Genomic DNA, 21,539 nt, shown 5'->3' on the forward strand with positions numbered 1-21,539 from the left:
GGATCCTTTTCCTGTTCAGCACACCGTGATTAAAGCGTCAGGCCTTGTTTATGGGCAACCAGAGATGCCACCGCACAGGAGCTTAAACGCTCCAAAGGCTTGGCCGCGCGGCTGGTCAGAATCACCGGCACTTTAGCGCCCAGAACAATACCCGCTGACTTGGCTCCCGCCAGATACTGCAGCTGTTTCGCCAGAATATTGCCCGCTTCCAGATCAGGCACCAGCAGAATATCCACATCACCACTGACTTCAGAATCGATGCCTTTATCCAGCGCCGCCTCTTGGGAGATAGCGTTATCAAAGGCCAGAGGGCCATCCAGCAAGCCACCGGTGATCTGCTTACGATCGGCCATCTTGCACAGCGCCGCTGCATCCAGCGTACTTTGCATACCCGGCTTAACCTTTTCAACAGCCGCCAGAATCGCAACCTTAGGTTGTTCAATACCCAGTGCACGAGCGCAGTTGATGGCATTCTGCGCGATATCTTTTTTCGTCATCAGATCCGGAGCGATATTGATCGCCGCATCCGTCACAATCAGAGTTTTGTGGTAGCTTGGCACATCCATCACAAAGACATGGCTCAGGCGATATTCAGTACGCAGGCCCGCTTTCTTGTCTACGATAGCCGCCAGCAACTCAGAAGAACCCAGACTGCCTTTCATCAGCGCGTGAACCTCGCCACGATGCGCCATCTGAGCAGACAGCTCAGCAGACTCATGGCTATGTGCCGTAGGGATAATTTTATACTTGCTCAGATCCACGCCACACTCGTCCGCAATAGAGCGTATCTTGGCTTCAGGGCCTACCAGGTAGGGAATAATCAGTCCTTCTTCAGCGGCTTCAATCGCACCCAACAGGCTATTTCCATCAGCAGGGTGTACCACTGCTGTTGGAATAGGCTCATACTGCTTAGCCTGCTCCAGAAAAGCATTCAGCTGCTCATGATGGTGGTCTTCTACCCGAGGTGCGCCCGGCACCAGAATTTCGCGAATCACCTGATCCATAATTAAGATTCCTACTTCAAAGTTTAAGTCTGACAGGCTTCCGGCCTGATCTCAGTATCCCTACTGATTGTGACGTTTTTCTGATTTTGCACTAACGCTTAGCTCCGCCAATGACGCATGAGTCAGATCAAGATCTGTACATTTCATTGCGGACAACGAAAAACGGGTGTCTTGCGACACCCGTTTTTGTTTTGATTTTAGCCTGGAGGCCAGGTCATGGACCGACCGCCCAGCAGATGCATGTGAATATGGTAAACCGTCTGTCCACCATCCTCGTTGCAGTTCATCACAACACGGTAGCCATCTTCTGCGATGCCTACCTCTTTTGCGATTTTCTGAGCCGTAAACTGAAGACGGCCAACCAGTGCGCAGTCTTCTTCCGTCAGATCATTCAACGTCGAGATATGACGCTTAGGAATGATCAGAATATGGGTCGGTGCCTGAGGGGCAATGTCACGAAATGCGATAACATCATCGTCTTCAAAGACGATATCGGCCGGGATCTCACGGGCCACTAACTTACAAAACAGACAATCCATAGTATCGGTTCCGCTTTAATCTGTTAAAACCAGCTCGCAGTACAGAGCGGGCTTGTCATATAAGTCACTAAGCTAATTACTGCAATCCGGTAAACAAAACCAGACAACAGATGCTTGCGATAAAAAACTCATTGTAGACCTGTGTCGTAACGCTTCCTAGCCCCTGCAGCAAAAGCCGATATCGACTTAAGGCTAATCAGGAAACCCGATAGCGTTGTACCCGCTGTTGCAAACCTGAAACCGCTTCTGACAGAGACCGGGAAGCCTGCTCCGCCGCATCCGCATCGTGCTGAGTTTCTGACACCATCGACTGCAGCGACTGCATCTGGATTACGACTTCTTCAGCTGAGCTGCTGTAAGCGTTAGCAGTGCGACTGATATCAGAGTTCATCTCAGCAATATCGATAACCGCCTGAGTAATACTTTCCAGCGCTTCTCCGGTTTCACGGATCTGATCCACACTGGACTGGGCGCTGGCCTGACCGTGGCTCATAGCACTTACCGCATCCCGGGATTGTTGCTGCAGACGATCGATCATGCCATGAATATCTTCTGTCGCCTGACGGGAACGACTGGCCAGAGTGCGGACTTCATCCGCAACAACGGCAAAACCTCGCCCCTGCTCGCCAGCTCGTGCTGCCTCAATAGCAGCATTCAGCGCCAGCAGATTCGTCTGCTCCGCGATGCCTTCAATGATATCCAGCACTTCACCAATGTTTTCCGCTTCACGAGCCAGCCCCTGAAGCGTTTCGCTAACGGTATTCACATCATTGATCAGCTGACTGATACCACTGATACCTTCCTGAACCACTGAGTTACCGTTACGGGCTTCCTCTTCCGTATGCTGAGCAACCCCTGCGGTAGACTGGGCATGGGATGCGATACTTACCACCGCATCCGCCATGGTCGCCACGGTCTCATTGATCTGGGAAAGACTCTGATTCTGACTGACGACGTCCTCACGGGTACGCTCGGTCTGACGGTTGAGAGCTTGCATGGAGGTATGGATGATATCGCCACTGGCCTGAACCGCTTCCACCAGTTCACGCTGACTCTGATTCATCTGGTTGAAATGGTGGATAATCTCACCAAAGGTGTCATTGCTCTTAATATCGCAGCGCTGACTCAAGTCACCACTGGCGACCGCTTTGGATACCTGTGCAATCTGCTCCAACTGCGCCAGCACCAGTCGCTTAAATAACCAATAGTTGAACAGGCCAATCACCAGCCCTGCTCCCAGACAGCCAATAACAAACCAGGCTTTCATGCCTTCATTGAAGGTTACAAAGCCCTGGGCATAAAGGGGAAATACCGCCCCCATAAACAGGCCAAATCCGATAAAGGAGTACAGTAGCCGCTGCTGAATACTCTGCTTCATGCAACCTTCCTCTGCTCAGCTATCCACTGATGTCAATTAAGTTAATCTGCACATAATGAGGCAATAAAAAACCTCCGTAAAGGAGGTGTCGGCGGTTAATCCCGTTTCTTTGGGATGAATCACAAAGAAACCAGTTTATTCGGTCAAAACTTAGCGGAAACGGCGATTTTCCAGCAATTCATGAATACGGGGAGTCAGGATCAGTTCCATCGCCAGACTCATCTTACCGCCGGGGATTACCAGAGTATCCGGACGGGTCATAAAGGAATCTTTCACCATCGCCAGCAGATAAGGAAAGTCAGTGGACGAGCGATCCTTAAAGCGGATGATCACCATACTTTCATCATTAGAGGGCACATCCTGCAGCGCCAGCGGATTTGAAGTATCCACCGTGGGAATCCGCTGAAAGTTAATATGAGTACGGCCAAACTGCGGCAAAATGTACTGCATATAATCCGACATACGACTCTGGATGGTATCGATCACCGCTTCCTGAGAATAACCGCGCAGATTGGTATCCCGGTCGATCTTCTGAATCCACTCAAGATTGATTGTCGGCGCAACACCAACCAAGAGATCCACATACTGGGCGATATTGAAATCGTCTGTTACCAGGCCTCCGTGTAGACCTTCATACAGCAACAGATCCGTTCCCTCCGGCAGTTCAGTCCAGGGAGTGAACGTACCGACCCGATAGCCCTGCTCCAGCATCTCGATATCTTCCGCATGGATATAATGACGGTAGATACCTGTACCGTTATCAGCATAAGAGCCAAACAGTCTATCCAGCTCATCCAGCATGTTGGCTTCAACCGCAAAATGGCTGAGGGACTTTTTACGCTCCGGGGTTTCCCGCAGGATTTTCGTCATCTCCTCACGGGTGTAACGGTGAAAACTGTCACCGTGAACAAAAGCGGCTTCAATCTTTTCACGATTGAACATACGCTCAAAGGCATCCTTAACCGTTGTGGTACCTGCGCCGGAAGATCCTGTCACGGCAATAATCGGATACTCTCTAGACATACGCGTCCCTTAAGAATTACCTGAACCAGCCTGAGCAACCATCTGCTTAAAGGCCTCAGGTACATTCACAGCAACACGTTCCTGATAGTCAAAAAAGACGATACCGGTTTTTGCCAGCGCCACCAGACCACCATCAGAAGCTTTGGTCACACGATAGATCAGATCACCACCTTTACGGGACAACTCATCGGTTGCGATCTCAATAGTCAGGGTATCCGGGTAAAAAACTTCTGCCCGGTAACTGATGGCAAGGTCTGCCACCACAATGCCAACCCCTTCGATATCGATCTCTTTATGACCATGGGCGATAAACATCTTAGCGCGCGCCTCATGAATCAGAGAGATCAGGGTATCGTGAGCCAGATGATTACCGTAGTTAAGGTCGGTAATACGCAGCTCAAGTGTCTGAGTATGCAGAGTATTCGCTTCGGGATACTCAATTCGGATACGGGCCATGGACACAGCTCCTTGTTTATTATTTTGCCAAATCATTTACCGGTTCACGGTAAGCTCGGCCAACGGCTGTCATCACTACTTTCTTTACAGAAGGCCACTTGCTAAACAGCAGCCTGAAAGACATTGATGACAAACGATGGAAACAGATCAAAAAAGCCGGAGGGATACTCCGGCCTTTCTGGATTTAAGGCAATCTGCTTTCCCGCAGGAAATGGCAGATCAAGCCTTATGCTTCACCCTGTTCGCGGGCGATAGCGCGGTAACCGATATCGGTACGGTAGAAAGAACCGTCCCAGCTGATACCTGCAGCCAGTTTATAAGCGTTGGCCTGAGCTTCGCTTACAGTGTTGCCCAGTGCGGTTGCACAAAGTACGCGACCACCGCTGGTAGCAACCTGGCCATCGATCAGCTGAGTACCGGCGTGGAATACTTTCATGCCTTCCAGTTCTGCTTCCGGCAGACCGGAGATCACATCACCTTTTTTGTAATCGCCCGGGTAACCGCCAGCAGCCAGAACCACACCCAGAGAACGACGCTCGTCCCACTCAGCAGATGCAGTATCCAGTTTCTCATCGATAGCGGCTTCACACAGGGCCACCAGATCAGATTTCAGACGCAGCATGATCGGCTGAGTTTCAGGATCACCGAAACGGCAGTTGTACTCGATCACTTTTGGCGTACCGTCTGCCATGATCATCAGACCAGCGTACAGGAAACCTGTGTAGTCGTTACCTTCCGCAGCCATACCTTCAACGGTCGGCATGATCACTTCCGCCATAATACGGTCATGAATATCAGGTGTTACCACTGGAGCCGGAGAGTAAGCACCCATACCACCAGTGTTAGGACCGGTATCTTTATCACCGACACGCTTGTGATCCTGACTGGTTGCCATTGGCAGAACATTTTTGCCATCAACCATCACGATAAAGCTGGCTTCTTCGCCATCCAGGAACTCTTCGATCACAACACGGCTGCCCGCATCGCCAAAAGCATTACCGGCCAGCATATCTTTAACCGCGTCTTCAGCTTCCTGCAGAGTCATCGCAACGATAACACCTTTACCCGCTGCCAGACCGTCCGCCTTGATTACGATAGGCGCGCCTTTTTCCTGCAGGTAAGCCAGAGCAGGTTCGATTTCGGTAAAGTTCTGATATTCAGCAGTAGGGATCTTCTGACGGGCCAGGAAGTCTTTCGTGAAGGCTTTGGAACCTTCCAGCTGTGCAGCACCTTTGGATGGGCCAAAGATACGCAGACCTTCATCACGGAAACGGTCAACGATACCGTCAACCAGTGGTGCTTCAGGGCCAACGATGGTCAAACCGATCTCGTTAGACTTGGCAAAAGCTACCAGACCATCAAAATCCAGCACATCCAGCGCGACATTTTCCAGTTTAGGTTCAATAGCCGTACCCGCATTACCCGGCGCAACAAATACCTGTGTTACGGATTCAGACTGCGCTGCTTTCCAGGCCAATGCGTGCTCACGACCACCACTGCCGATGATTAAAACCTTCATCTTTGCCTCATCTCACTGTAAACGTTGATGTGCTAACGGAACGAAATGTCCTGTTTGCCGTAAAAAATTGGTGGGCATTATCGCAAAAAAAGCAGCAAAGTGGGAGAAACTTACCTGAGACTTTCAGACCTGAAGCTTAAATCTGATCAAACTATTGTCACTCCCGGATAAGAACACGACCCCGGACTTCAGAGCCTGACAGCAAACAGCAGGCATAAAAAAAGCCCCGATGACGGGGCTCACTCTGTACCCGGCAGAGGGAGGGAAGAGCGGGTAAAGAGCAAAAAGTGTCAGTAAAACTGACAGGGTGATCACTCAATTGAACACTACCGGACTTCCGCAACCTTGTGAGTCACACCGAAAGCCCGAACGGAGAACAACAAGTGTTCAGCGAGTAAAAACAGAATTCATTTTTTCAGTCATCAGCTCACGGGCTTCACCCATCAGATCCAGCGCAGACAGGTATTGGCTGCTCGCTTTCACCTGCTGATCACAAAAGAAGCTGTAGTTAGCTTCTGCAGCGGCGATAGGGTCTGTTTTAGACATCATATCCATCATGTGCTTACTGAACTGGCTTACGGAGTCCGTCAGGTAACGACTCTGCTGATGCACCAGCTTTTCAGCAATCTTAGCTTCTGAAGATGCCAGATCGCCCATCACTTCAACAGGCTTCCAGTTGGCAGACTCAGAAAGGGTCTTGAAGGTTTTCTGCAGATCTGTGGACCACTGATCAAATAAACTCATAACGACCTCCGCATCGGTCATAACCGATAAATTATTTTGCACCGCACCATTTGTTAATAAGCAATATAGTGCAGCGCACAATTCACTGTCAAACAGATTTGTTCGCAGTTGCGATATAAATTTCAGATATATTTATAAGTCTTTGATTGCAGTATAAATGGCAAATTACAGGCGAAAAAAAACCAGCCATCTGGCTGGTCTTTATCATCGAAAAGATGTGTCTTATTCGTCATCTTTTGGCGATTTGCTGGGCTGAAAGCTCTGCCACAACTTCATGTTCTGCTCAGCAACGCGACGCATCAGCTCCATCGGAGTCGCAGTCATCGCAGTCTGCATCTGCTCTCGCAGCGCTTTTTGCTGCTCAAGGAAGGTATTGATGCTTTCCTCAAGGTAGTTGCTCATGGTGCCCTGCATGCTGTCGCCATAGAAGCGGATCAACTGCTGCAGCACCTGATTGCTGAACATAGGGTTACCACCAGCAGGGTTACCGTTTTCCTGCTCAGTAATAATCTGCAGCAGAATGTTGCGGGTTAAATCTTCGCCACTTTTAGAGTCCTCTACCCGGAACTCTTCCTTGTTAATCACCAACAGCTTAATATCTTCCAGGGTGACATATCGGCTCTCTGATGTGTCATATAGACGGCGGTTGGCGTATTTTCTGATAACTCGCAAAATGATGACTCTCTCTTCCGACCCAATTATTAGCTCTTCTCTCGCCTGCGAGATCTATTGTAATCAGTTTGCGTGACTGCACAATGACTCAGTGGTGTTGTTCTGTAAAAATCACCGACTTTAACTGACATCTCCCCTTATTTTTGTGCCAACTCGCCTCTGCAGCAAAAAATCAGTAAGCCCTTCATCAACAGCTATGCTCATAAAGCAGGTTGAACAACAGCTGTCACAAAAGCATCACACAGCTGACTTATTCTCGCTGAGGTTCGTGAAGGTATCTGACTGCGGATGCCAGAACTTCACACCATGAAGTCAATAACAGGAAGGCAGATATGTTTCTGAAGGTTCGCAAAAACTGCGGCATTTACATGCAGAACAACGAAAGTGGAAAGAAGGTTATTGCACCGGTATCCAGTCACTTCTACATCAATCTCAATCTGGTTACCGAAATCTCTTCCTACAGCCTGAAAGACCCGAAAGAGAAACAACAGCTGGATGGCAGTATCTTACCTATTCCACCCGGTACCCGTGTGCTGCACTTCACCATGAGCAGTAACTTCAGCAGCAGCAAAGAGAAGGTTAAAGGAGAGGACAGTAAGCGGGTCCTGTTCGAAAAGATGTTCTGTACGCTCTACTTCCTGCCGGATAATCTGGTGGAATTCGAGCGTCTGAAAGGCGCTATCGATCAGAGCACCTTAAACCGGGATTAACCACTAGAGTCCGGCTGATAGTATCAGCCGGACTCTCTGTAAATCAGTTTAAGGTCAAATTGCCCCCATCTTCCTCAATCATCTCCCAAAAGATTCGAACGCACCATAAAAGTGCGACAAATCAAAAAAGCCTCTTGCCGGATTAAACTCTGTTACCAGAGCATCCTAGATTGTCACCGACATCTTCTTCATACTGGTCCAATCATAAAAACCGGTCGTGGAGAAAAATCACATGCAAGCTTTGAAAGAACGTCGTCGATATCCAAGGTACAAAGTCGCGGTGACGGCAAAGCTGCAACTCTCTTCCGGTGAACTGGAACTGCGCTCGACGGATATCTGCTATCAGGGTATCCGATTGCAATGCCCTAAGGATGATGTGCTCAAGGTTGTTGCTCGTGGAGCCCAGTTCACACCCGATGAACACATCAGTATTCAGATGCAACTGGCGCTGGGGAGTGACAAGCCGTTTGAGGTTTCCGGTCAGGTGATGTTCTGTCACCGCCAATCTCAGACGATGTTCCTGCTAGGCTTTAATTTCGAGAAACTGACAGCAGATCAGAAAGAACAGCTGAAAAATTATTTGGATAAACTGGATGGTGTTGCGGTTACGCCAAGCCTGTTCAGTTAAATGTCCACCTAAGGCTAGTCCTGAGCTTTAAAGCGAATCCGCCCCTGACCGACCTGCTGCATCCTTTCAGCCAGTAGGTCCGGTTCTTCCACTTCTGCGGTCAGAGTGACGGACTGACCGTACTGGCATTCAATTTTCCGGGCATTCAGCTCTGTCAGCCAATGTCGAATATCCGATTCAAAGGCGTAATCCCCTTCAATCTCCACCGCAAAATGCGGACGCACTTCCCGAGTTTCCAGGGCATCCAACACCATCTGTGTCGCCTGAGAATAGGCTTTTACCAGACCGCCAGTCCCCAGTTTAATACCGCCAAAATAGCGCACGACAACCACAGCCACTTCACCTAAGCCGCTGTGCATCAGCACATTAAACATCGGCTTACCTGCTGTACCGGAAGGTTCGCCATCATCACTCATGCCATAACATTGACTGTTATTAGGTGCACCGGCGATAAAAGCGATGCAATGGTGTCGGGCATCAGGAAATTCATCTTTAACCGACTGAATAAACGCCTGACAGGAGGGAATGTCATCCACCGGCGCTGCAATTGAGATAAAACGACTGCGTTTGATCTCAAGTTCTGTTCGGACTTCTGCGGCAGGCTTATGGTAGATGCTCATCGGTGACGGGTTCGCTCAAAAGGCCCTATTGTAACGAATGGGAGCGCTTAAGACCCATAACAATTCCCAGAACCTGCACATCTTCATTTTTCAGGGTAATAGGAGACATGCTGCTGTTAGCCGGGTCCAGACGAACTCCGGAGCGGTCGATATAAAGACGCTTCAGGGTGACATGCTGATTGTTGATCATCACGACACAGGTCTCGCCATTTTCCACACTCTGACGCTGCTCAATGACGATGATATCGCCATCATGGATATTGGCTTCAATCATGGAATCGCCTCGCACCTTCAGGGCGTAGGTGTTCTTTTTTACCAGTTGCTGCGGAACCCTAACCTGCTCGTGATTCTCGCAAATCTCCATAGGCAAGCCGGCTGTAACCCAGCCCAAAAGCGGGATTTCACCCAACGAGCTTTGATCCTGCCCCTCTGTCTCTGCATCTTCCGGCAGATAAAGTGCATCCTGCCAAAGCTCATTGTGATCCTGACTGCTTGCCGCCCGCAGTAAAAACAGCGTTTCTCGTTTCTGTTTACCTGTATCCATAACCGTTCTCTTCCTGGCTTATGGTGTGCCTGATATCAGATCTATATATTTATACAGTATTCCATACAGGTAAAAAACTGTTTTTTATTTTCAGACCCTCAAGCATGGAAAACACAATCAGAGCGCACAGAGCTTTCAAACAGAGTGGCAACATTAACCTGAGCATTAAGGCGGGCAGCCATCAGATACAAACCAGCCATCTTCCGATGAAGAAACAAAACCTCAGGTGGTGGCGTGTGCCAGGCATCCGGATTGCTGCTCACCTCCAGACCGCGCTGATGTATCCGCTGAGCAAGATCTGTCCGGCCAAAGTGGTATCGTCCACCAAAACGTAAAGGTTCGGCCGCCAGAATAAAGATATCCAGAATCACATCCTGATTGGCAGATTGCTTACGACTGGCAAAAAAGCCTAATTCCTGTAACGCATGATTCAGTTGCTCCCGGTTCTGATCACGGGCAGCTATCAGAGCATTACGATAACGGGCAACAAAGTCATCGCCATAAAAGCGAAGTGCACCTAAATCCAGCAAGACAATTCTCTGGCTTTCGGTATCCAGCAGATAATTGGCCAAATTCGGATCCGTTTGCACCGCTTTAAAAACAAAGAGTTCAGCAAAAAACAGCTCAAAGAGTTTTGCCATGATCTGGTCAGACCATTGAGGATGAATGCGCAATACCTCTTCAAGAGGCACACCCTCCTGCCAGCTCATACAAAGAATCGAATCCGTGGAATGTGACTCAAAGTAGCCTGGGACAACAAAGCCCGCTTCGCCCAGATTTCCGTTGACCAACTCACCATATTGCTGCAGATACTCGCCCTCTAATCGGTAATCAGCTTCCCGATGCAGCTGGGTTCGTGCCTCCTCAATAATGGGCTCCAGATCGAGATCTTTAGGCAAAAGCCCGGACATTTTCAGCAAGCCCTGCACATTACGGATATCACTATCAATACTGTCCCGCACGCCGGGATACTGAACTTTTACGGCGACAGGCTCACCGCCAGCCAGTACGGCTTTATGAACCTGGCCGATAGACGCTGCAGCACAGGGTTCAAAACTGAATCGGCTGAACTTTTCGTCCCAGCCAGTTCCCCACTCTTTTTCCAGTACCGCCATCAGCTGACTCGGAGGCATGCGGTCTGCATCAGCCCGAAGTCTCTCCAGCAAGGTCGCCAGCTCTTTCGGAATGATGCCGCCAGTATCCATCGAGATCATCTGCCCTACTTTCATCGCCGCACCACGCATTTTCGACAATTTATCCGCCAGATCCCGTGCATTGGCGGGACTGATCAGAAGCTGCTGCAAACCGGGATTTTTGCCCCTGATCCAGTGTTTACTGCCCTCGGCAATCACATTACCTGCAACTTTGCCGGCTAAAGATCCAAGCTGTGCAAAACGGGAAAGTCGGGAACGGGGTACAGAAGAAAATCGCTTATCAGTCACGGTAAATTCCTATCGGTGGCTATCCCATATTTAAAGTCTTACGGTACAGAAACAGGATCAGAGCCGGATCAGTTTTCTCCCGATCTTCTGCAAACGATATCCCGTCCGCAAAAGCAAAATCCTTGACGAGAAGGAACCAAACTACAATCGCCTCGGTATAAACGGCATAATAGTTGGCATAAGCCTATCTGAACGAGTAATGGCCTGCTCTTGGTCTGAAACTATAAAAATCAGGAAAGAATAATGACTGTTGAACTGAATCAACCCGTAGCCGATTTCACTGCCGAAGCCACCAACGAAACAACGGTAAATCTCGCAGCCCTCAAAGGTAAGAATGTAGTGATCTACTTCTATCCGAAAGACAATACACCGGGCTGTACCACTGAGGGTCAGGATTTCCGTGACCACCATGCTGAGTTTGAAGCAGCGAACACGGTTGTTTTTGGTGTATCCCGCGATAGCCTGCGTGTCCACACCAACTTTAAAGCCAAACACGAATTTCCTTTTGAGCTGATTTCAGATCCTGAAGAAGCACTGTGCAAACACTTCGATGTAATTAAGCTGAAAAAGAACTATGGCCGTGAATACATGGGAATTGAACGCAGCACGTTTCTGATCAATGCCGAGGGTGTTCTGGTTCAGGAATGGCGTAAAGTGAAAGTTAAAGGACATGCTGCAGAAGTTCTGGAGGCTGCACAGGCACTCTAAGCATCTGTCAGAAACCAAACTGCAGAAACAGAAAATCCCGCTGATTGCGGGATTTTTTTGGAACTGTTGGCTATCGAGGCGGCTAGCTCAAGACATGATTCTCAAAGCTATTTCGCGCGATAGATAATACCCGGACGACACTGCACCATCTCATACAGGTCCGGCATATTACTCAGAGCTTCAGAAGCCCCTAGGAAGAGATAACCACCCGGTTTCAGCACGCCATGAATACGGGTCAGAATGTCTTTCTTCAGATCAGCTGAGAAGTAAATCAGTACGTTACGGCAGAAAACGATATCGAACTTGCCCAGCATAGAGTAGCTGTGCAGCAGGTTCATCGGACGGAAATCCACCCGTTGCTTAATCGGTGCTTTAACTGCCCAACGACCATCACCGGTTTGCTGGAAGAATTTAGTCAGACGATCCTGGGACAAACCACGACCCAGCGCCAGCATTTCATATTCACCGCTACGGGCAGAATTCAGTACAGTAGAAGAGATATCGGTTGCAACAATACGTTCACCGGAACGGAAAGAGCCCGGATTCTTCAACTTAAACTCATCAAGAATCATACTGATTGAGTAGGGTTCCTGACCGGTTGAGCAGGCCGCAGACCAGATTTTCAGCTGCTGACTCCCCAGAGTCTTGCTCAGTTCCGGCAACAGCTGATTCTGCAGAATATTGAACGGATGAATATCACGGAACCAGAGGGTTTCGTTGGTGGTCATCGCATCGACAACCGCCTCTTTCAGGCCCGAGCGAGGGTGAGAGGTGATCGCTTTGATCAACTCACCCAGAGTGGTCATCCCGTGCTGAGCCATGATCTTATTCAGACGACTGGTGACAAGATATTGCTTGTTGTCACCGAGCAGGATGCCGCAAGCGTCCTGCAGAAACTTGCGAAAAGCATCATAGTCTTTGGAATCAATGGTTCTGACTGTTGACATTCTCTGAACTCACTCAAACAGCGTTACGTTTTTTAACAGCTTATCACAAATTAGGAAAATACAAGGTATTTTATCCGTATCAGGCAGGTTCAACCTGCTGTAACGAATTGATTCTGTTAACAACTTTCCGTGCTAACTCATCCGCATCGTATTTTGCCAAAAAGTCATCCGCACCTACTTTCTTCACCATCGCCTCGTTGAAAATACCGCTCAAAGAGGTGTGCAGCAGTATCTGCATACGGCTCAGATCCGGATCGGATCTTATCTCAGTAGTAAGAGTGTAGCCGTCCATTTCTGGCATCTCGATATCAGAGATGATCATCAGGACTTCATCATCCACTTCTTTGCCTGAATCAACAATGCTCCGAAGGTATTTGAGTGCTTCCAAGCCGTTGCTCAAACCGGTGGTCTGCACACCAACCTCATCAAGGCAACGAATCACCTGATTACGGGCCACGCCTGAATCATCAACCACCACAACATGGTACTTGGAAGAGATGAGTTTCAGAGTCTCATCTACAACCCCTTTGCTGACGCGCTCATTCACCGGATGAACTTTAGAGATAACCTTCTCAACATCAATGATCTCAATCATGCTTCCGTTGAGTTCGGTCACAGCGGTCAGATAATTATCTTTACCCGTCGCCTTTGGTGGCGGATGCACATCTTTCCAGTTGAGGTTAACAATCTTATCAACCTTAGTAACCAGAAAGCCCTGTGTCACACGGTTGTACTCGGTGACGATAACAACGCCGTCTTTCAGATCTTTTACAGGCGGCAAACCGATCGCCATACCCAGATCAATTACAGAGATCGTCTCACCACGAATGCTGGCCACACCACGCACAATCGGCTCATGATGAGGCAGGTTGGTCAGGTGAGGGCAGGGAAGAATCTCTTTAACTTTAAATACATTGATCCCGTAACTCTGGCGTCCCCTGAGATGAAACAGGAGAAGCTCCATACGGTTACCACCAACAAGTTGCGCACGCTCTGCTAGGCGGCCTGCTTGCTCATTCATAAAGTTATCCGCTGATAGGAATTCAATTCAGAATGTGTAGACTACCCTTTTATACCTTGGGGTTGAACTGGGGATTTCCCCTTTAGCCATACTTTGACAATTTCTAACATAACAATTACGAGGCAGTTACATTGGGTTCCATCGGCTTCATTTCATTCTGGCGTACCACCTTGATTACGACAGTTTTTTTCTTCGCCATGATGGCGATAAGTACTGTCAGCCAGGCAGATGAACTGGAAACTCAGGAGAGTCTGAGCCAAGCCGTAACCGCCTTTCTTAAACCCAAACTTGATGCACTTAACGCCAGCCGAATTGATATCGACATCGGCAGCGTTGACCCTCGCCTGCGACTGAAAAAATGTACTGTCCCCCATGAGCTGGAACAACTGGGTAACAAGGGGCTGTCCGGCAAGGTTAATATCCGTGTCCGCTGTCCTACTGCCAGCTGGGGAATCTTCGTTCCGGTGGATATCCGCATCTTCGAACCTGTTGTTGTCAGTCGCGCTACCCTGCCAAGAGGTTCGGTCATCAGTCGCCATCTGCTGACCCTGAGAGAAGTTGAAAGCTCTTCTCTGAACTACAGTTATTTCAGAGATATTGATCAGGTCGCCGGCACCGAAGCCACCAAACCGATTCAGGCCAACAGTGTTATCTTTACCAATATGGTTCAGGCAGCCGATGCGGTTCGTAAAGGCGATGAAGTTATTATCAAAGCTCAGGTCGGTCCACTCTTCGTCAGAATCAAAGGATTAGCTCTGCAGGATGGTGCTATTGGCGAGCAAATTCAGGTGCGAAACATCCAATCCAGACGTATAATCAGAGCAACAGTAACTGGTCCCGGAAACGTCTTAGTGCCGATGTAAAAACAGGCTATAGCCCTATGCGCACTTGTTTTCCGTGTCAGGAACTCAGGTATTCTGCTTTATTTGTTATACTTGCCTGTAAATCCGTTAATTTTTATTAAAGCTTTCACAAGAAGTGCCGATAACAAGTTCAAGTTATTGATATTTCTCAAAGAGGTCAGTCCTTATGGCTATCGATCTTAACAGCCTGTCCAGCAGCTTAGCGGGAAATCGGGTCCGTACTTCCGGACAGACTTCCGGCAAAGATGAGGTTTCTAAAAACGAAACCCAGTCTGCTGCATCTCAGACAAGCACCAAGAGCGACAGCGTACAGCTGAGCGGTGAAGCACTTCGTCTGAACAGCCGTGCACAGTCTGCTCCCGACATTGATGAAAGCAAAGTGAGCGCAATCAGATCTTCTATCGAAGATGGCACTTACAAAATTGACTATCAGGCACTGGCGAAAAGCATTATTCAGTTTGAAAACGAACTGTAAGGTCAGCCCGTGAGTGAAGTGCTTTCACAAACTGTAAAACAACACCTGCTTAACAGCATTCAGAACATGAAGGCTGTTAAGCTGTGTATGGAAAATGAAAAAGAAGCTCTGAAGGTTCGCGATATCAAGCAGATCCAGGAGCTGACTCTCGAAAAGCAGAAGTTGCTTAAACTGATTGAGGCTGATGTCAGCCAACGTCAGGAGCTTCTGACCGAACAAAACCTGGAACTCGATGACGAAGGCATGCTGGCTCTGATCCGCAGTTTTCCTGAGAAAGTTTCAGCTTCCTTGTCTCAGGGATGGCAGCAGCTGGTGTCGCTGCATGACGATGTCAAAGAGATCAATCAGGCCAACGGCATGATCATCAACAAAGGATTACAACAGGTTGATGCCATGCTCAGCATTCTGCAGTACAACACCGAAGCCAGAACAGCACGGACCTACAATGCGAAAGGCCGTTCTGTTGCTCAATCTTCGCGCGATCTCGGCCAGGCCTGAGATACATTCTTTAGCACGTACAGGGTTTCTTTATGACTGGCACTGTTGATTCAGATGCTGCGGTAAAACCACAGCCACCAGCAATGGAACGAAAAGAAGATGACCGTCGTCATCTTGTTACCCGTAAAGCCAGTATCTTTGGCGTGCTTCGCTCTCTGCAGAAAAAGCGCTCCCCACTGACCATTACCTTCCGCGGACAGGACAAACAGTCCTATACCAGTATTGTGCTGAAAGTAGACCTTGATGAGGGCTACTTCATTCTGGATGAAATCGCTCCGCCAAGCGGCCATAAGAAAGCGATGGACGGGGCTGTATTTACCGTTCAGGCCAATGACAAAGGTGTCCAGGTTGTTTTTGGCAACAATACCGTTGTTGGTGCAGGCCGTAATGATGGCGCTGCAATCTACAAGATTCCACTGCCAAAACAGTTGCTTTATAAACAGCGCCGTGACGCTTTCCGTGCCCATATCGCCATTGCTGATCAGGCCGAGGTTAAGCTGACCTCTTATGAGCGCCAGAAGCCACTCTTAGGTCGCATCATCGATATCTCTTCAAGCGGCTGCAAAATCGAATTTCCTTATCTGGTGGATCCTGCCTTTGAAGATCTGGAAGTTTTTGATGAGGTCAGCTTTGATCTGCCGGAAAGCGAATTCGACACCTCAGTACTTTGTGCGGCAGAAGCCCGCCACGCTGTCTACTTTGAAGATAAAAAGATGACTCAGTGCGGTTTCCGTTTTCTGAGTCCTGATGGTCGAAACCAGCGGGAGATCGACCGCTTTGTGGCCTACCTGCAACGGGAAGCCCGACGTCGCGGGCTGGAATAACATCAGCCAGACACAATCCGGCTCTAAAGAACTTTGACGACCATCAGGCAGCTCCCTGTTGGTCGTTTTGCCATCTGCGCCAACGATTTACATCCTCGGGATAATCCACATCCCACAGCTCAGGCAAGAGCGCGACCGAAACCCCCAAAGTCTCTGCATTTGCCAGAGTTTGCCGCAATACAGATTCCGTACCCCAGCTAATTCCAGAGAACAGCATATCAGGCATGTTTTTTTGGCATCCGATCAGCACATAACCGCCATCTTCCGCTGGGTTCAATACCAGATCATTTCCGGCCTCAAAAGCCTGAAATGCCTGATCAAAAACTTCCGGAGACAGAGCAGGACAGTCACTGCCGACCAGTAATACCTGATCAAAATCATGCAATGCGCCATTCAGACTCTGAAGCATCTTGCGTCCCAAATCGCCCTCTACCTGAGGCTTGAGAATAATCCCCTGATCCGATAAGCGTGCAAAAAATGGATGCCGGGTATCACCGCCAATATGCAACTGAAGCTCATCACAATCACTATTCAACAACGTCTCCGCAGTCGCCAGAACCAACTCACAATGCAGATCTACGGTTTCTTCCGGCTCAAAACCACTCAAAAGCCTAGTCTTAACTTTGCCCTGAACAGGTTCTTTCGCAAACTGGATAATCAGACGCTTCATGGCAGATAGATACTCTCTTTTTTGTCCGGAGCCTTAGCTGGTTTCGGATGCAACTGTTCAACTTTCAGATCAGCAACCGGTTTGATATTGGGATAATAAATAGCGGCTAACTGCTCTGCCGGTGTCCCCATAAAGTAGGCCAGACGAAAGCGCCACATAAGAACAATCGTCTTCCAGACACCATGCTTCTGCCAACGCCTTGAAGAGGTCACTACTTTATCTTCCAAACATGCCGGAGCGGCCAGCCTGCGAAGACGGGAGCATAACTCCACATCCTCCATGAGAGGCTGAGCCGGAAAACCACCCACCTCATCAAACAGAGAGCGACTGATAAAGATGCTCTGATCACCGGTCGCAATATGGGTAAAACGTGAGCGCCAGTTCATCAGCCGTGAGATAACCGGAAACATCCAGTGCCCGGATGTTAAGCGGACATCAAAACGCCCCCAAACCGGCTCATCAGAAATCGAAAGACCATTTAAAACAGATTCTGCATTATCCGGTAGCTGGGTATCCACATGCTGAAACAGTAATAGATTGCCTTGTGCTGCATCCGCCCCCGCATTCATCTGATACGCTCTTCCGGGGGATGTTGCCAGCACCTTATCGGCAAAAGGCACGCACTTCACAGGCGTACCATCTGTACTGCCGCCATCCACCACAATCAACTCATGACCTGAGTTGCGAAAAGGCTGCAGATGCCGAAGGAAAGCCTCTATCGTCTCCGACTCATTCAACACAGGGATAATCACGCTGATCATGGACGATTATTCCGCCAAGGCACCGCCACAGCTACTGCCCTGCCCCGCTGTGCAGCCATAGCAGTGTTCACCGATCACAATTTCATCACCTTCAAGATCGGTATCCAACAGCTCTGACAGATAGGTTTCCGGCCGGTCTGACGCGATCAGCGGCATGTGCAGCATCTGGTTAAAGTCACAATCAAACACACGCCCCTGCCAATCGATACTGATCAGGCTACGACACATCACCCCCGCCAGATTCTGCTCAGAGAAGTTATCTTTCAGCAGCTGCATATAGTCTTCAAACTGCCCTTTGGAAATCAGTATGCTACCGAAGCGACTGATCGGCATATTGGTGATGGTCAGTAATTCGTTAAAAACAATGCCATAAGCGTCGCTTAGCTCGCGCTGATAATCCGCCTGCAGCATCGCCTGAGACGGCGGCAGGAAAGGGCCTCCCGGGTTGTAAACCAGATTCAGCTGCAGGCCTGAATCTTCCTGCCCATAGCCCAGCGAATTGAGCTTTTGCAGCGCCTGAATGCTCTCAGCAAATACGCCCTTACCACGCTGCTGCTCAACATTCTGCTCGGAATAACAAGGCAGAGAAGCAGTTACAATCACCTGCTGATCGGCCAGAAACTGCGCCAGATCTTCATAACCCGGCTCATTCAGAATGGTCAGATTACAGCGGTCGATCACCTCAACATTGCGCTTACGGGCTTCGGTCACCAGATAACGAAATTCCGGGTTCATTTCCGGTGCTCCGCCAGTGAGGTCCAGCACCTTAATATCCTTCTTATCGATAAACGCCAGCACCTGGTCGATGGTTTCCCGACTCATCAATTCCGTTCTTTTCGGTCCGGCATTCACATGACAATGCACACAACTGAGGTTGCACAGATAGCCCAGATTAACCTGAAGAATCGAGAGCTTACCCCGAAAAATCCTCGGGAAATCAGTCTCTTCCAGTAACGGGCGGGTATCAAGCATGACAATTCCTCGGTTTGGTTTTTTTATTAGAACTCATTATAATGGCCGCACTTTCAAAGTCAGTGCCTCAATAGCTCAGCTGGATAGAGCGTCCCCCTCCTAAGGGGAAGGCCGCAGGTTCGACTCCTGCTTGGGGCACCATTTAACACTTTAAAATCAATACGTTACGCACACCGCTAAAACTCTTCAAATCCTGTTTTCCGCTCTAGGTACAGCATAGGTACAGAGCGGCACAAACAAAGACCCACTCAGCTAAACATTGTTCCTTCCTAAATACGATCATTGCCCCCGTATTGGATTCAATTTCTCTAAGTGATTTCAGGCTGAGGGCTGGCCATGTTGAAGCGCCAGCAAGAGGGTGTGAATAAGTCCCTGACAAATGCTGAAATTGGGAAAGAAAGAGAGAGTCACTAGAAGGAAAGAAAGAAAAACACAGACATTTGAGTTAATCAGAGGACAGTGACACCAGGTACCCGGCAAAAAGTTTCATACACGCTACGTAAAAAACATCGGTTAGAGCCATCATTCAAACCAAAACATCTTTAACCTTGCCTTTAGCTGACAGCAATAGAAAACACTAATAAACGTATAACCATAACTATTTGGTATGAAGATCCCTACCATTTGCGTTAGAAATACCTTAATGTCAGCCACCTCATATAGCTCATAGGATGGCCTTGATGACAACAGAAATTAAACGTAAAACCCTTCACTACAAAAGGGCTGTCATTACCAATCAAAAGCTGACGTTGCAAAGCCTTTTGTCCGCTACGTTTAAGCAAAAAGCTGCGACCAAGGCTAAGAGCAGACGAGAGTTCTTAAACCCAGAAGATGAAAGCTGCCGTCTAATAAACCATCACAAAGAGCAGAACGGAATGTTTTTTGGAGAGTTGGTTTTCTTCGAAAAGGGACGAGGCCAAGCCCTTATCACTTTAGATGATGAAGCTGAGTCGTATGAGATCAACACAATTGGCACCGACAGCATCAAGACTGATGAGCGCGACCCCAAGAGCCAAAAAGAAAAATCGAGTCAAAAAGAATTTATCGACTCCATTCTGTACTTCGGGGTGTTGGATAACCACCTTGTAATTCTCCAATCAGCAGCTCTAAAGGCCAGAGAGCTGGAAACCCATTTAGCTTGGCTCATGGGTACTTGCACAAATGTTATTGGCAAGAATCAAGCTGTAATCCTTCAGGACAAACCCACAGAAGAAACTATTAAGCGGATTGAAAAAGCACCTGTGAAGACAGTTTCTCTGGGAGCTCCTATTCAAACTGTACCTGTAATGTCTGAAGATTTTGAGAGCCATCACGATAGCGATAACACTCAAGCAGCCAAGAGTGTCAAATGGATTCCCAAAGGGGTTGGAGTCGACATTATCAAAGCACTCTTGAACGAAGATTGGCTTAACAAATTAGACCTCAAAGATTCCCTAGATGAGTCAAACCTTCAAGTCAGTCTCGAAATATCGTATCTGAGGAAAACGACCAAAACAGGACAGACTATGCTTAACAATATCGCTACAGCACTCCGGCATACCGAGGAATCCGACGTATCCATTCACCTAAACGGTGGCGGAACAATCAAAGGGAAAGATCTAAAGCTATCCGGGGTGATTTCTGTTAAAACCAACAATGGGCTTGTTGACCAATCCGACCTGTTTCACCAAATGCATTCATGGATGGTCACTAAAGTTACAAGCGCGGAATTAGAACTAGAATCTTCTGAAAGTAGTAAATAATGATTTCCAAAAGACATTCGGAAAATGGCTGGACGTTGATAGGAGTGCTAGGAGTTATCCTATCATGCGCTCTGGGGGCTGCTGTTTTCTCCCAATTAGCACTTTGGCTTTCTCAGAATGTATCCGGTTCTGTAGCCGTGCCTTGGCTTCTAGTGTCTCTGTTTATGATGCCTCTGACCATTACCTTTCCCCTTTTGCTAAAACTATGGGAGCTCAAAGATCAGCAAGGAATGAGCCGTTCTGAGGTTAGAAGGCTAAAAGGGATTATTGAAGGCAAAACAAGACAGCTTTACATAGCTATTGGCTACTACATGCTGTCAGCCGTTACTGTCGCAATAATTCTCTTCCTTTCTTCTAGCAATCTCATTCTTTTCAAAGTGGGGTTTGTACTTGTCGGTGGTTTGCTTGGCATTAGCCTGTTCTCAGTTGGCTTAATTATCAATGAATCTCACAAGATTTCAGAGTTTAAAAGCTGTCTAGAAGAAAGGTCGAGAGAGAAAAAGCAGCAGGAAGCTACCTTGAAACGCCTAAATTCAAGTGACGACTAATTTCGGCACCTTCGCCACCTCGAAAAGGCTCTAGAATGCGGGTTTGACTGGGGTGCTGCTGACGACGCTACAACCCCGAAATTTAGCCGAAATCCGAGGTTCTGCGCCCCCGTGGACATGAAATATGCCCCAGGAAGAACCTAGGTTTTTTTGCTGGCGCTCCGTTGATCTGCTGGCCAAAGCGATAACCCCACCTGCTGCGGATATTGCGGATTTGCGGAAAACCTCATT

Annotated in this window: 25 protein-coding genes and 1 tRNA gene; 10 read left to right on the plus strand and 16 right to left on the minus strand. The window is 48.5% G+C overall.

Features of this window, described 5'->3' with window-relative positions; all coding sequences use genetic code 11:
* Positions 1-29: 29 nt before the first annotated feature.
* The 8 genes from BV405_RS10125 to phaR form a co-directional block, all read right to left on the minus strand.
* A complete protein-coding gene (locus BV405_RS10125; protein ID WP_086480732.1) occupies positions 30-1,004 on the minus strand; it encodes a bifunctional enoyl-CoA hydratase/phosphate acetyltransferase in 975 nt (324 codons plus the stop codon).
* A 197-nt stretch (positions 1,005-1,201) separates the two neighbouring features.
* On the minus strand, positions 1,202-1,543 hold the full coding sequence (locus BV405_RS10130; RefSeq protein ID WP_086480733.1) for a histidine triad nucleotide-binding protein: 342 nt from the start codon (positions 1,541-1,543) through the stop codon (positions 1,202-1,204).
* Between the two features lie 196 nt (positions 1,544-1,739).
* Positions 1,740-2,921, minus strand: a complete 1,182-nt coding sequence (locus tag BV405_RS10135) for a methyl-accepting chemotaxis protein (RefSeq protein ID WP_086480734.1) — start codon at positions 2,919-2,921, stop codon at positions 1,740-1,742.
* A gap of 150 nt (positions 2,922-3,071) precedes the next feature.
* Positions 3,072-3,944 (minus strand): phosphoribulokinase, encoded by an 873-nt coding sequence (locus BV405_RS10140; RefSeq protein WP_086480735.1) that lies wholly within the window; start codon positions 3,942-3,944, stop codon positions 3,072-3,074.
* A 9-nt stretch (positions 3,945-3,953) separates the two neighbouring features.
* Positions 3,954-4,400 carry an acyl-CoA thioesterase gene (locus tag BV405_RS10145; RefSeq protein ID WP_086480736.1) on the minus strand — a complete coding sequence of 149 codons (447 nt, stop codon included), beginning with the start codon at positions 4,398-4,400 and terminating at the stop codon, positions 3,954-3,956.
* Positions 4,401-4,626: 226 nt separating this feature from the next.
* Positions 4,627-5,919, minus strand: a complete 1,293-nt coding sequence (gene purD, locus BV405_RS10150; protein WP_086480737.1) for a phosphoribosylamine--glycine ligase — start codon at positions 5,917-5,919, stop codon at positions 4,627-4,629.
* Between the two features lie 387 nt (positions 5,920-6,306).
* On the minus strand, positions 6,307-6,663 hold the full coding sequence (locus BV405_RS10155) for a hypothetical protein (RefSeq protein WP_086480738.1): 357 nt from the start codon (positions 6,661-6,663) through the stop codon (positions 6,307-6,309).
* 222 nt (positions 6,664-6,885) lie between these two features.
* Positions 6,886-7,335, minus strand: a complete 450-nt coding sequence (gene phaR / locus BV405_RS10160; protein ID WP_086480739.1) for a polyhydroxyalkanoate synthesis repressor PhaR — start codon at positions 7,333-7,335, stop codon at positions 6,886-6,888.
* A 332-nt stretch (positions 7,336-7,667) separates the two neighbouring features.
* On the opposite strand from phaR, the gene BV405_RS10165 reads away from it, so the two are divergent.
* Positions 7,668-8,045: a hypothetical protein gene (locus BV405_RS10165; RefSeq protein ID WP_086480740.1), complete on the plus strand. Its 378-nt coding sequence runs from the start codon at positions 7,668-7,670 to the stop codon at positions 8,043-8,045.
* 232 nt (positions 8,046-8,277) lie between these two features.
* Positions 8,278-8,673 (plus strand): PilZ domain-containing protein, encoded by a 396-nt coding sequence (locus BV405_RS10170; protein WP_086480741.1) that lies wholly within the window; start codon positions 8,278-8,280, stop codon positions 8,671-8,673.
* A 14-nt stretch (positions 8,674-8,687) separates the two neighbouring features.
* Here BV405_RS10170 and BV405_RS10175 read toward each other — a convergent pair whose 3' ends face one another.
* The 3 genes from BV405_RS10175 to BV405_RS10185 all read right to left on the minus strand — a co-directional run bounded on the left by BV405_RS10175 (position 8,688) and on the right by BV405_RS10185 (position 11,279).
* Positions 8,688-9,293, minus strand: coding sequence for a YigZ family protein (locus tag BV405_RS10175; protein ID WP_086480742.1), 606 nt, complete (start codon positions 9,291-9,293; stop codon positions 8,688-8,690).
* A gap of 25 nt (positions 9,294-9,318) precedes the next feature.
* A complete protein-coding gene (gene lexA / locus BV405_RS10180) occupies positions 9,319-9,837 on the minus strand; it encodes a transcriptional repressor LexA (RefSeq protein ID WP_086480743.1) in 519 nt (172 codons plus the stop codon).
* A gap of 98 nt (positions 9,838-9,935) precedes the next feature.
* Positions 9,936-11,279 (minus strand): ABC1 kinase family protein, encoded by a 1,344-nt coding sequence (locus tag BV405_RS10185; protein WP_086480744.1) that lies wholly within the window; start codon positions 11,277-11,279, stop codon positions 9,936-9,938.
* 243 nt (positions 11,280-11,522) lie between these two features.
* On the opposite strand from BV405_RS10185, the gene BV405_RS10190 reads away from it, so the two are divergent.
* The gene (locus BV405_RS10190) at positions 11,523-11,987 is read left to right on the plus strand and encodes a peroxiredoxin (protein ID WP_086480745.1); all 465 of its coding nucleotides are present in this window, start codon (positions 11,523-11,525) and stop codon (positions 11,985-11,987) included.
* 107 nt (positions 11,988-12,094) lie between these two features.
* Here the strand turns inward: BV405_RS10190 and BV405_RS10195 are convergent, their stop codons facing one another.
* Complete coding sequence (locus tag BV405_RS10195; RefSeq protein WP_086480746.1) at positions 12,095-12,934, minus strand: CheR family methyltransferase; 840 nt, start codon at positions 12,932-12,934, stop codon at positions 12,095-12,097.
* A 79-nt stretch (positions 12,935-13,013) separates the two neighbouring features.
* Positions 13,014-13,955 (minus strand): chemotaxis protein CheV, encoded by a 942-nt coding sequence (locus BV405_RS10200; protein ID WP_086480747.1) that lies wholly within the window; start codon positions 13,953-13,955, stop codon positions 13,014-13,016.
* A gap of 170 nt (positions 13,956-14,125) precedes the next feature.
* On the opposite strand from BV405_RS10200, the gene flgA reads away from it, so the two are divergent.
* From flgA to BV405_RS10220, 4 genes are all read left to right on the plus strand, one after another.
* Complete coding sequence (gene flgA, locus BV405_RS10205; protein ID WP_140054546.1) at positions 14,126-14,818, plus strand: flagellar basal body P-ring formation chaperone FlgA; 693 nt, start codon at positions 14,126-14,128, stop codon at positions 14,816-14,818.
* Positions 14,819-14,984: 166 nt separating this feature from the next.
* A complete protein-coding gene (flgM, locus tag BV405_RS10210) occupies positions 14,985-15,293 on the plus strand; it encodes a flagellar biosynthesis anti-sigma factor FlgM (protein WP_086480749.1) in 309 nt (102 codons plus the stop codon).
* A 9-nt stretch (positions 15,294-15,302) separates the two neighbouring features.
* Positions 15,303-15,791, plus strand: coding sequence for a flagella synthesis protein FlgN (locus BV405_RS10215; protein WP_086480750.1), 489 nt, complete (start codon positions 15,303-15,305; stop codon positions 15,789-15,791).
* Between the two features lie 32 nt (positions 15,792-15,823).
* The gene (locus tag BV405_RS10220; protein ID WP_086480751.1) at positions 15,824-16,615 is read left to right on the plus strand and encodes a flagellar brake protein; all 792 of its coding nucleotides are present in this window, start codon (positions 15,824-15,826) and stop codon (positions 16,613-16,615) included.
* Between the two features lie 43 nt (positions 16,616-16,658).
* On the opposite strand, the gene BV405_RS10225 is transcribed toward BV405_RS10220, so the two are convergent.
* Genes BV405_RS10225 through arsS form a run of 3 tightly spaced genes read right to left on the minus strand, consistent with a single transcriptional unit; the run spans position 16,659 to position 19,018 of the window.
* A complete protein-coding gene (locus BV405_RS10225) occupies positions 16,659-17,285 on the minus strand; it encodes a TIGR04282 family arsenosugar biosynthesis glycosyltransferase (RefSeq protein WP_086480752.1) in 627 nt (208 codons plus the stop codon).
* On the minus strand, positions 17,282-18,046 hold the full coding sequence (locus tag BV405_RS10230) for a TIGR04283 family arsenosugar biosynthesis glycosyltransferase (RefSeq protein ID WP_086480753.1): 765 nt from the start codon (positions 18,044-18,046) through the stop codon (positions 17,282-17,284). The genes BV405_RS10225 and BV405_RS10230 overlap by 4 nt, the downstream gene beginning before the upstream one ends.
* A 6-nt stretch (positions 18,047-18,052) precedes the next feature.
* Positions 18,053-19,018, minus strand: coding sequence for an arsenosugar biosynthesis radical SAM (seleno)protein ArsS (arsS, locus tag BV405_RS10235; protein ID WP_086480754.1), 966 nt, complete (start codon positions 19,016-19,018; stop codon positions 18,053-18,055).
* Positions 19,019-19,082: 64 nt separating this feature from the next.
* Here arsS and BV405_RS10240 point away from each other — a divergent pair.
* The 3 genes from BV405_RS10240 (at position 19,083) to BV405_RS10250 (ending at position 21,308) form a co-directional block, all read left to right on the plus strand.
* Positions 19,083-19,159 (plus strand) — tRNA-Arg (locus BV405_RS10240).
* A 539-nt stretch (positions 19,160-19,698) separates the two neighbouring features.
* Complete coding sequence (locus tag BV405_RS10245; RefSeq protein ID WP_086480755.1) at positions 19,699-20,760, plus strand: hypothetical protein; 1,062 nt, start codon at positions 19,699-19,701, stop codon at positions 20,758-20,760.
* On the plus strand, positions 20,760-21,308 hold the full coding sequence (locus tag BV405_RS10250) for a hypothetical protein (protein ID WP_086480756.1): 549 nt from the start codon (positions 20,760-20,762) through the stop codon (positions 21,306-21,308). The genes BV405_RS10245 and BV405_RS10250 overlap by 1 nt, the downstream gene beginning before the upstream one ends.
* Positions 21,309-21,539 lie beyond the last annotated feature (231 nt).

The sequence above is a fragment of the Oceanospirillum sanctuarii genome, assembly GCF_002150805.1.
In the GTDB taxonomy this organism is placed as follows: domain Bacteria; phylum Pseudomonadota; class Gammaproteobacteria; order Pseudomonadales; family Halomonadaceae; genus Oceanospirillum; species Oceanospirillum sanctuarii.

Excerpts from the sequence above, each read along its gene's own strand:
- BV405_RS10125 (WP_086480732.1), bottom strand. The coding sequence starts at position 1,004 with ATGGATCAGGTGATTCGCGAAATTCTGGTGCCGGGCGCACCTCGGGTA.
- BV405_RS10130 (WP_086480733.1), bottom strand. The coding sequence starts at position 1,543 with ATGGATTGTCTGTTTTGTAAGTTAGTGGCCCGTGAGATCCCGGCCGAT.
- BV405_RS10135 (WP_086480734.1), bottom strand. The coding sequence starts at position 2,921 with ATGAAGCAGAGTATTCAGCAGCGGCTACTGTACTCCTTTATCGGATTT.
- BV405_RS10140 (WP_086480735.1), bottom strand. The coding sequence starts at position 3,944 with ATGTCTAGAGAGTATCCGATTATTGCCGTGACAGGATCTTCCGGCGCA.
- BV405_RS10145 (WP_086480736.1), bottom strand. The coding sequence starts at position 4,400 with ATGGCCCGTATCCGAATTGAGTATCCCGAAGCGAATACTCTGCATACT.
- purD (WP_086480737.1), bottom strand. The coding sequence starts at position 5,919 with ATGAAGGTTTTAATCATCGGCAGTGGTGGTCGTGAGCACGCATTGGCC.
- BV405_RS10155 (WP_086480738.1), bottom strand. The coding sequence starts at position 6,663 with ATGAGTTTATTTGATCAGTGGTCCACAGATCTGCAGAAAACCTTCAAG.
- BV405_RS10165 (WP_086480740.1), top strand. The coding sequence starts at position 7,668 with ATGTTTCTGAAGGTTCGCAAAAACTGCGGCATTTACATGCAGAACAAC.
- BV405_RS10170 (WP_086480741.1), top strand. The coding sequence starts at position 8,278 with ATGCAAGCTTTGAAAGAACGTCGTCGATATCCAAGGTACAAAGTCGCG.
- BV405_RS10175 (WP_086480742.1), bottom strand. The coding sequence starts at position 9,293 with ATGAGCATCTACCATAAGCCTGCCGCAGAAGTCCGAACAGAACTTGAG.
- lexA (WP_086480743.1), bottom strand. The coding sequence starts at position 9,837 with ATGGATACAGGTAAACAGAAACGAGAAACGCTGTTTTTACTGCGGGCG.
- BV405_RS10190 (WP_086480745.1), top strand. The coding sequence starts at position 11,523 with ATGACTGTTGAACTGAATCAACCCGTAGCCGATTTCACTGCCGAAGCC.
- BV405_RS10195 (WP_086480746.1), bottom strand. The coding sequence starts at position 12,934 with ATGTCAACAGTCAGAACCATTGATTCCAAAGACTATGATGCTTTTCGC.
- BV405_RS10200 (WP_086480747.1), bottom strand. The coding sequence starts at position 13,955 with ATGAATGAGCAAGCAGGCCGCCTAGCAGAGCGTGCGCAACTTGTTGGT.
- flgM (WP_086480749.1), top strand. The coding sequence starts at position 14,985 with ATGGCTATCGATCTTAACAGCCTGTCCAGCAGCTTAGCGGGAAATCGG.
- BV405_RS10220 (WP_086480751.1), top strand. The coding sequence starts at position 15,824 with ATGACTGGCACTGTTGATTCAGATGCTGCGGTAAAACCACAGCCACCA.
- BV405_RS10225 (WP_086480752.1), bottom strand. The coding sequence starts at position 17,285 with ATGAAGCGTCTGATTATCCAGTTTGCGAAAGAACCTGTTCAGGGCAAA.
- BV405_RS10230 (WP_086480753.1), bottom strand. The coding sequence starts at position 18,046 with ATGATCAGCGTGATTATCCCTGTGTTGAATGAGTCGGAGACGATAGAG.
- arsS (WP_086480754.1), bottom strand. The coding sequence starts at position 19,018 with ATGCTTGATACCCGCCCGTTACTGGAAGAGACTGATTTCCCGAGGATT.
- BV405_RS10245 (WP_086480755.1), top strand. The coding sequence starts at position 19,699 with ATGACAACAGAAATTAAACGTAAAACCCTTCACTACAAAAGGGCTGTC.
- BV405_RS10250 (WP_086480756.1), top strand. The coding sequence starts at position 20,760 with ATGATTTCCAAAAGACATTCGGAAAATGGCTGGACGTTGATAGGAGTG.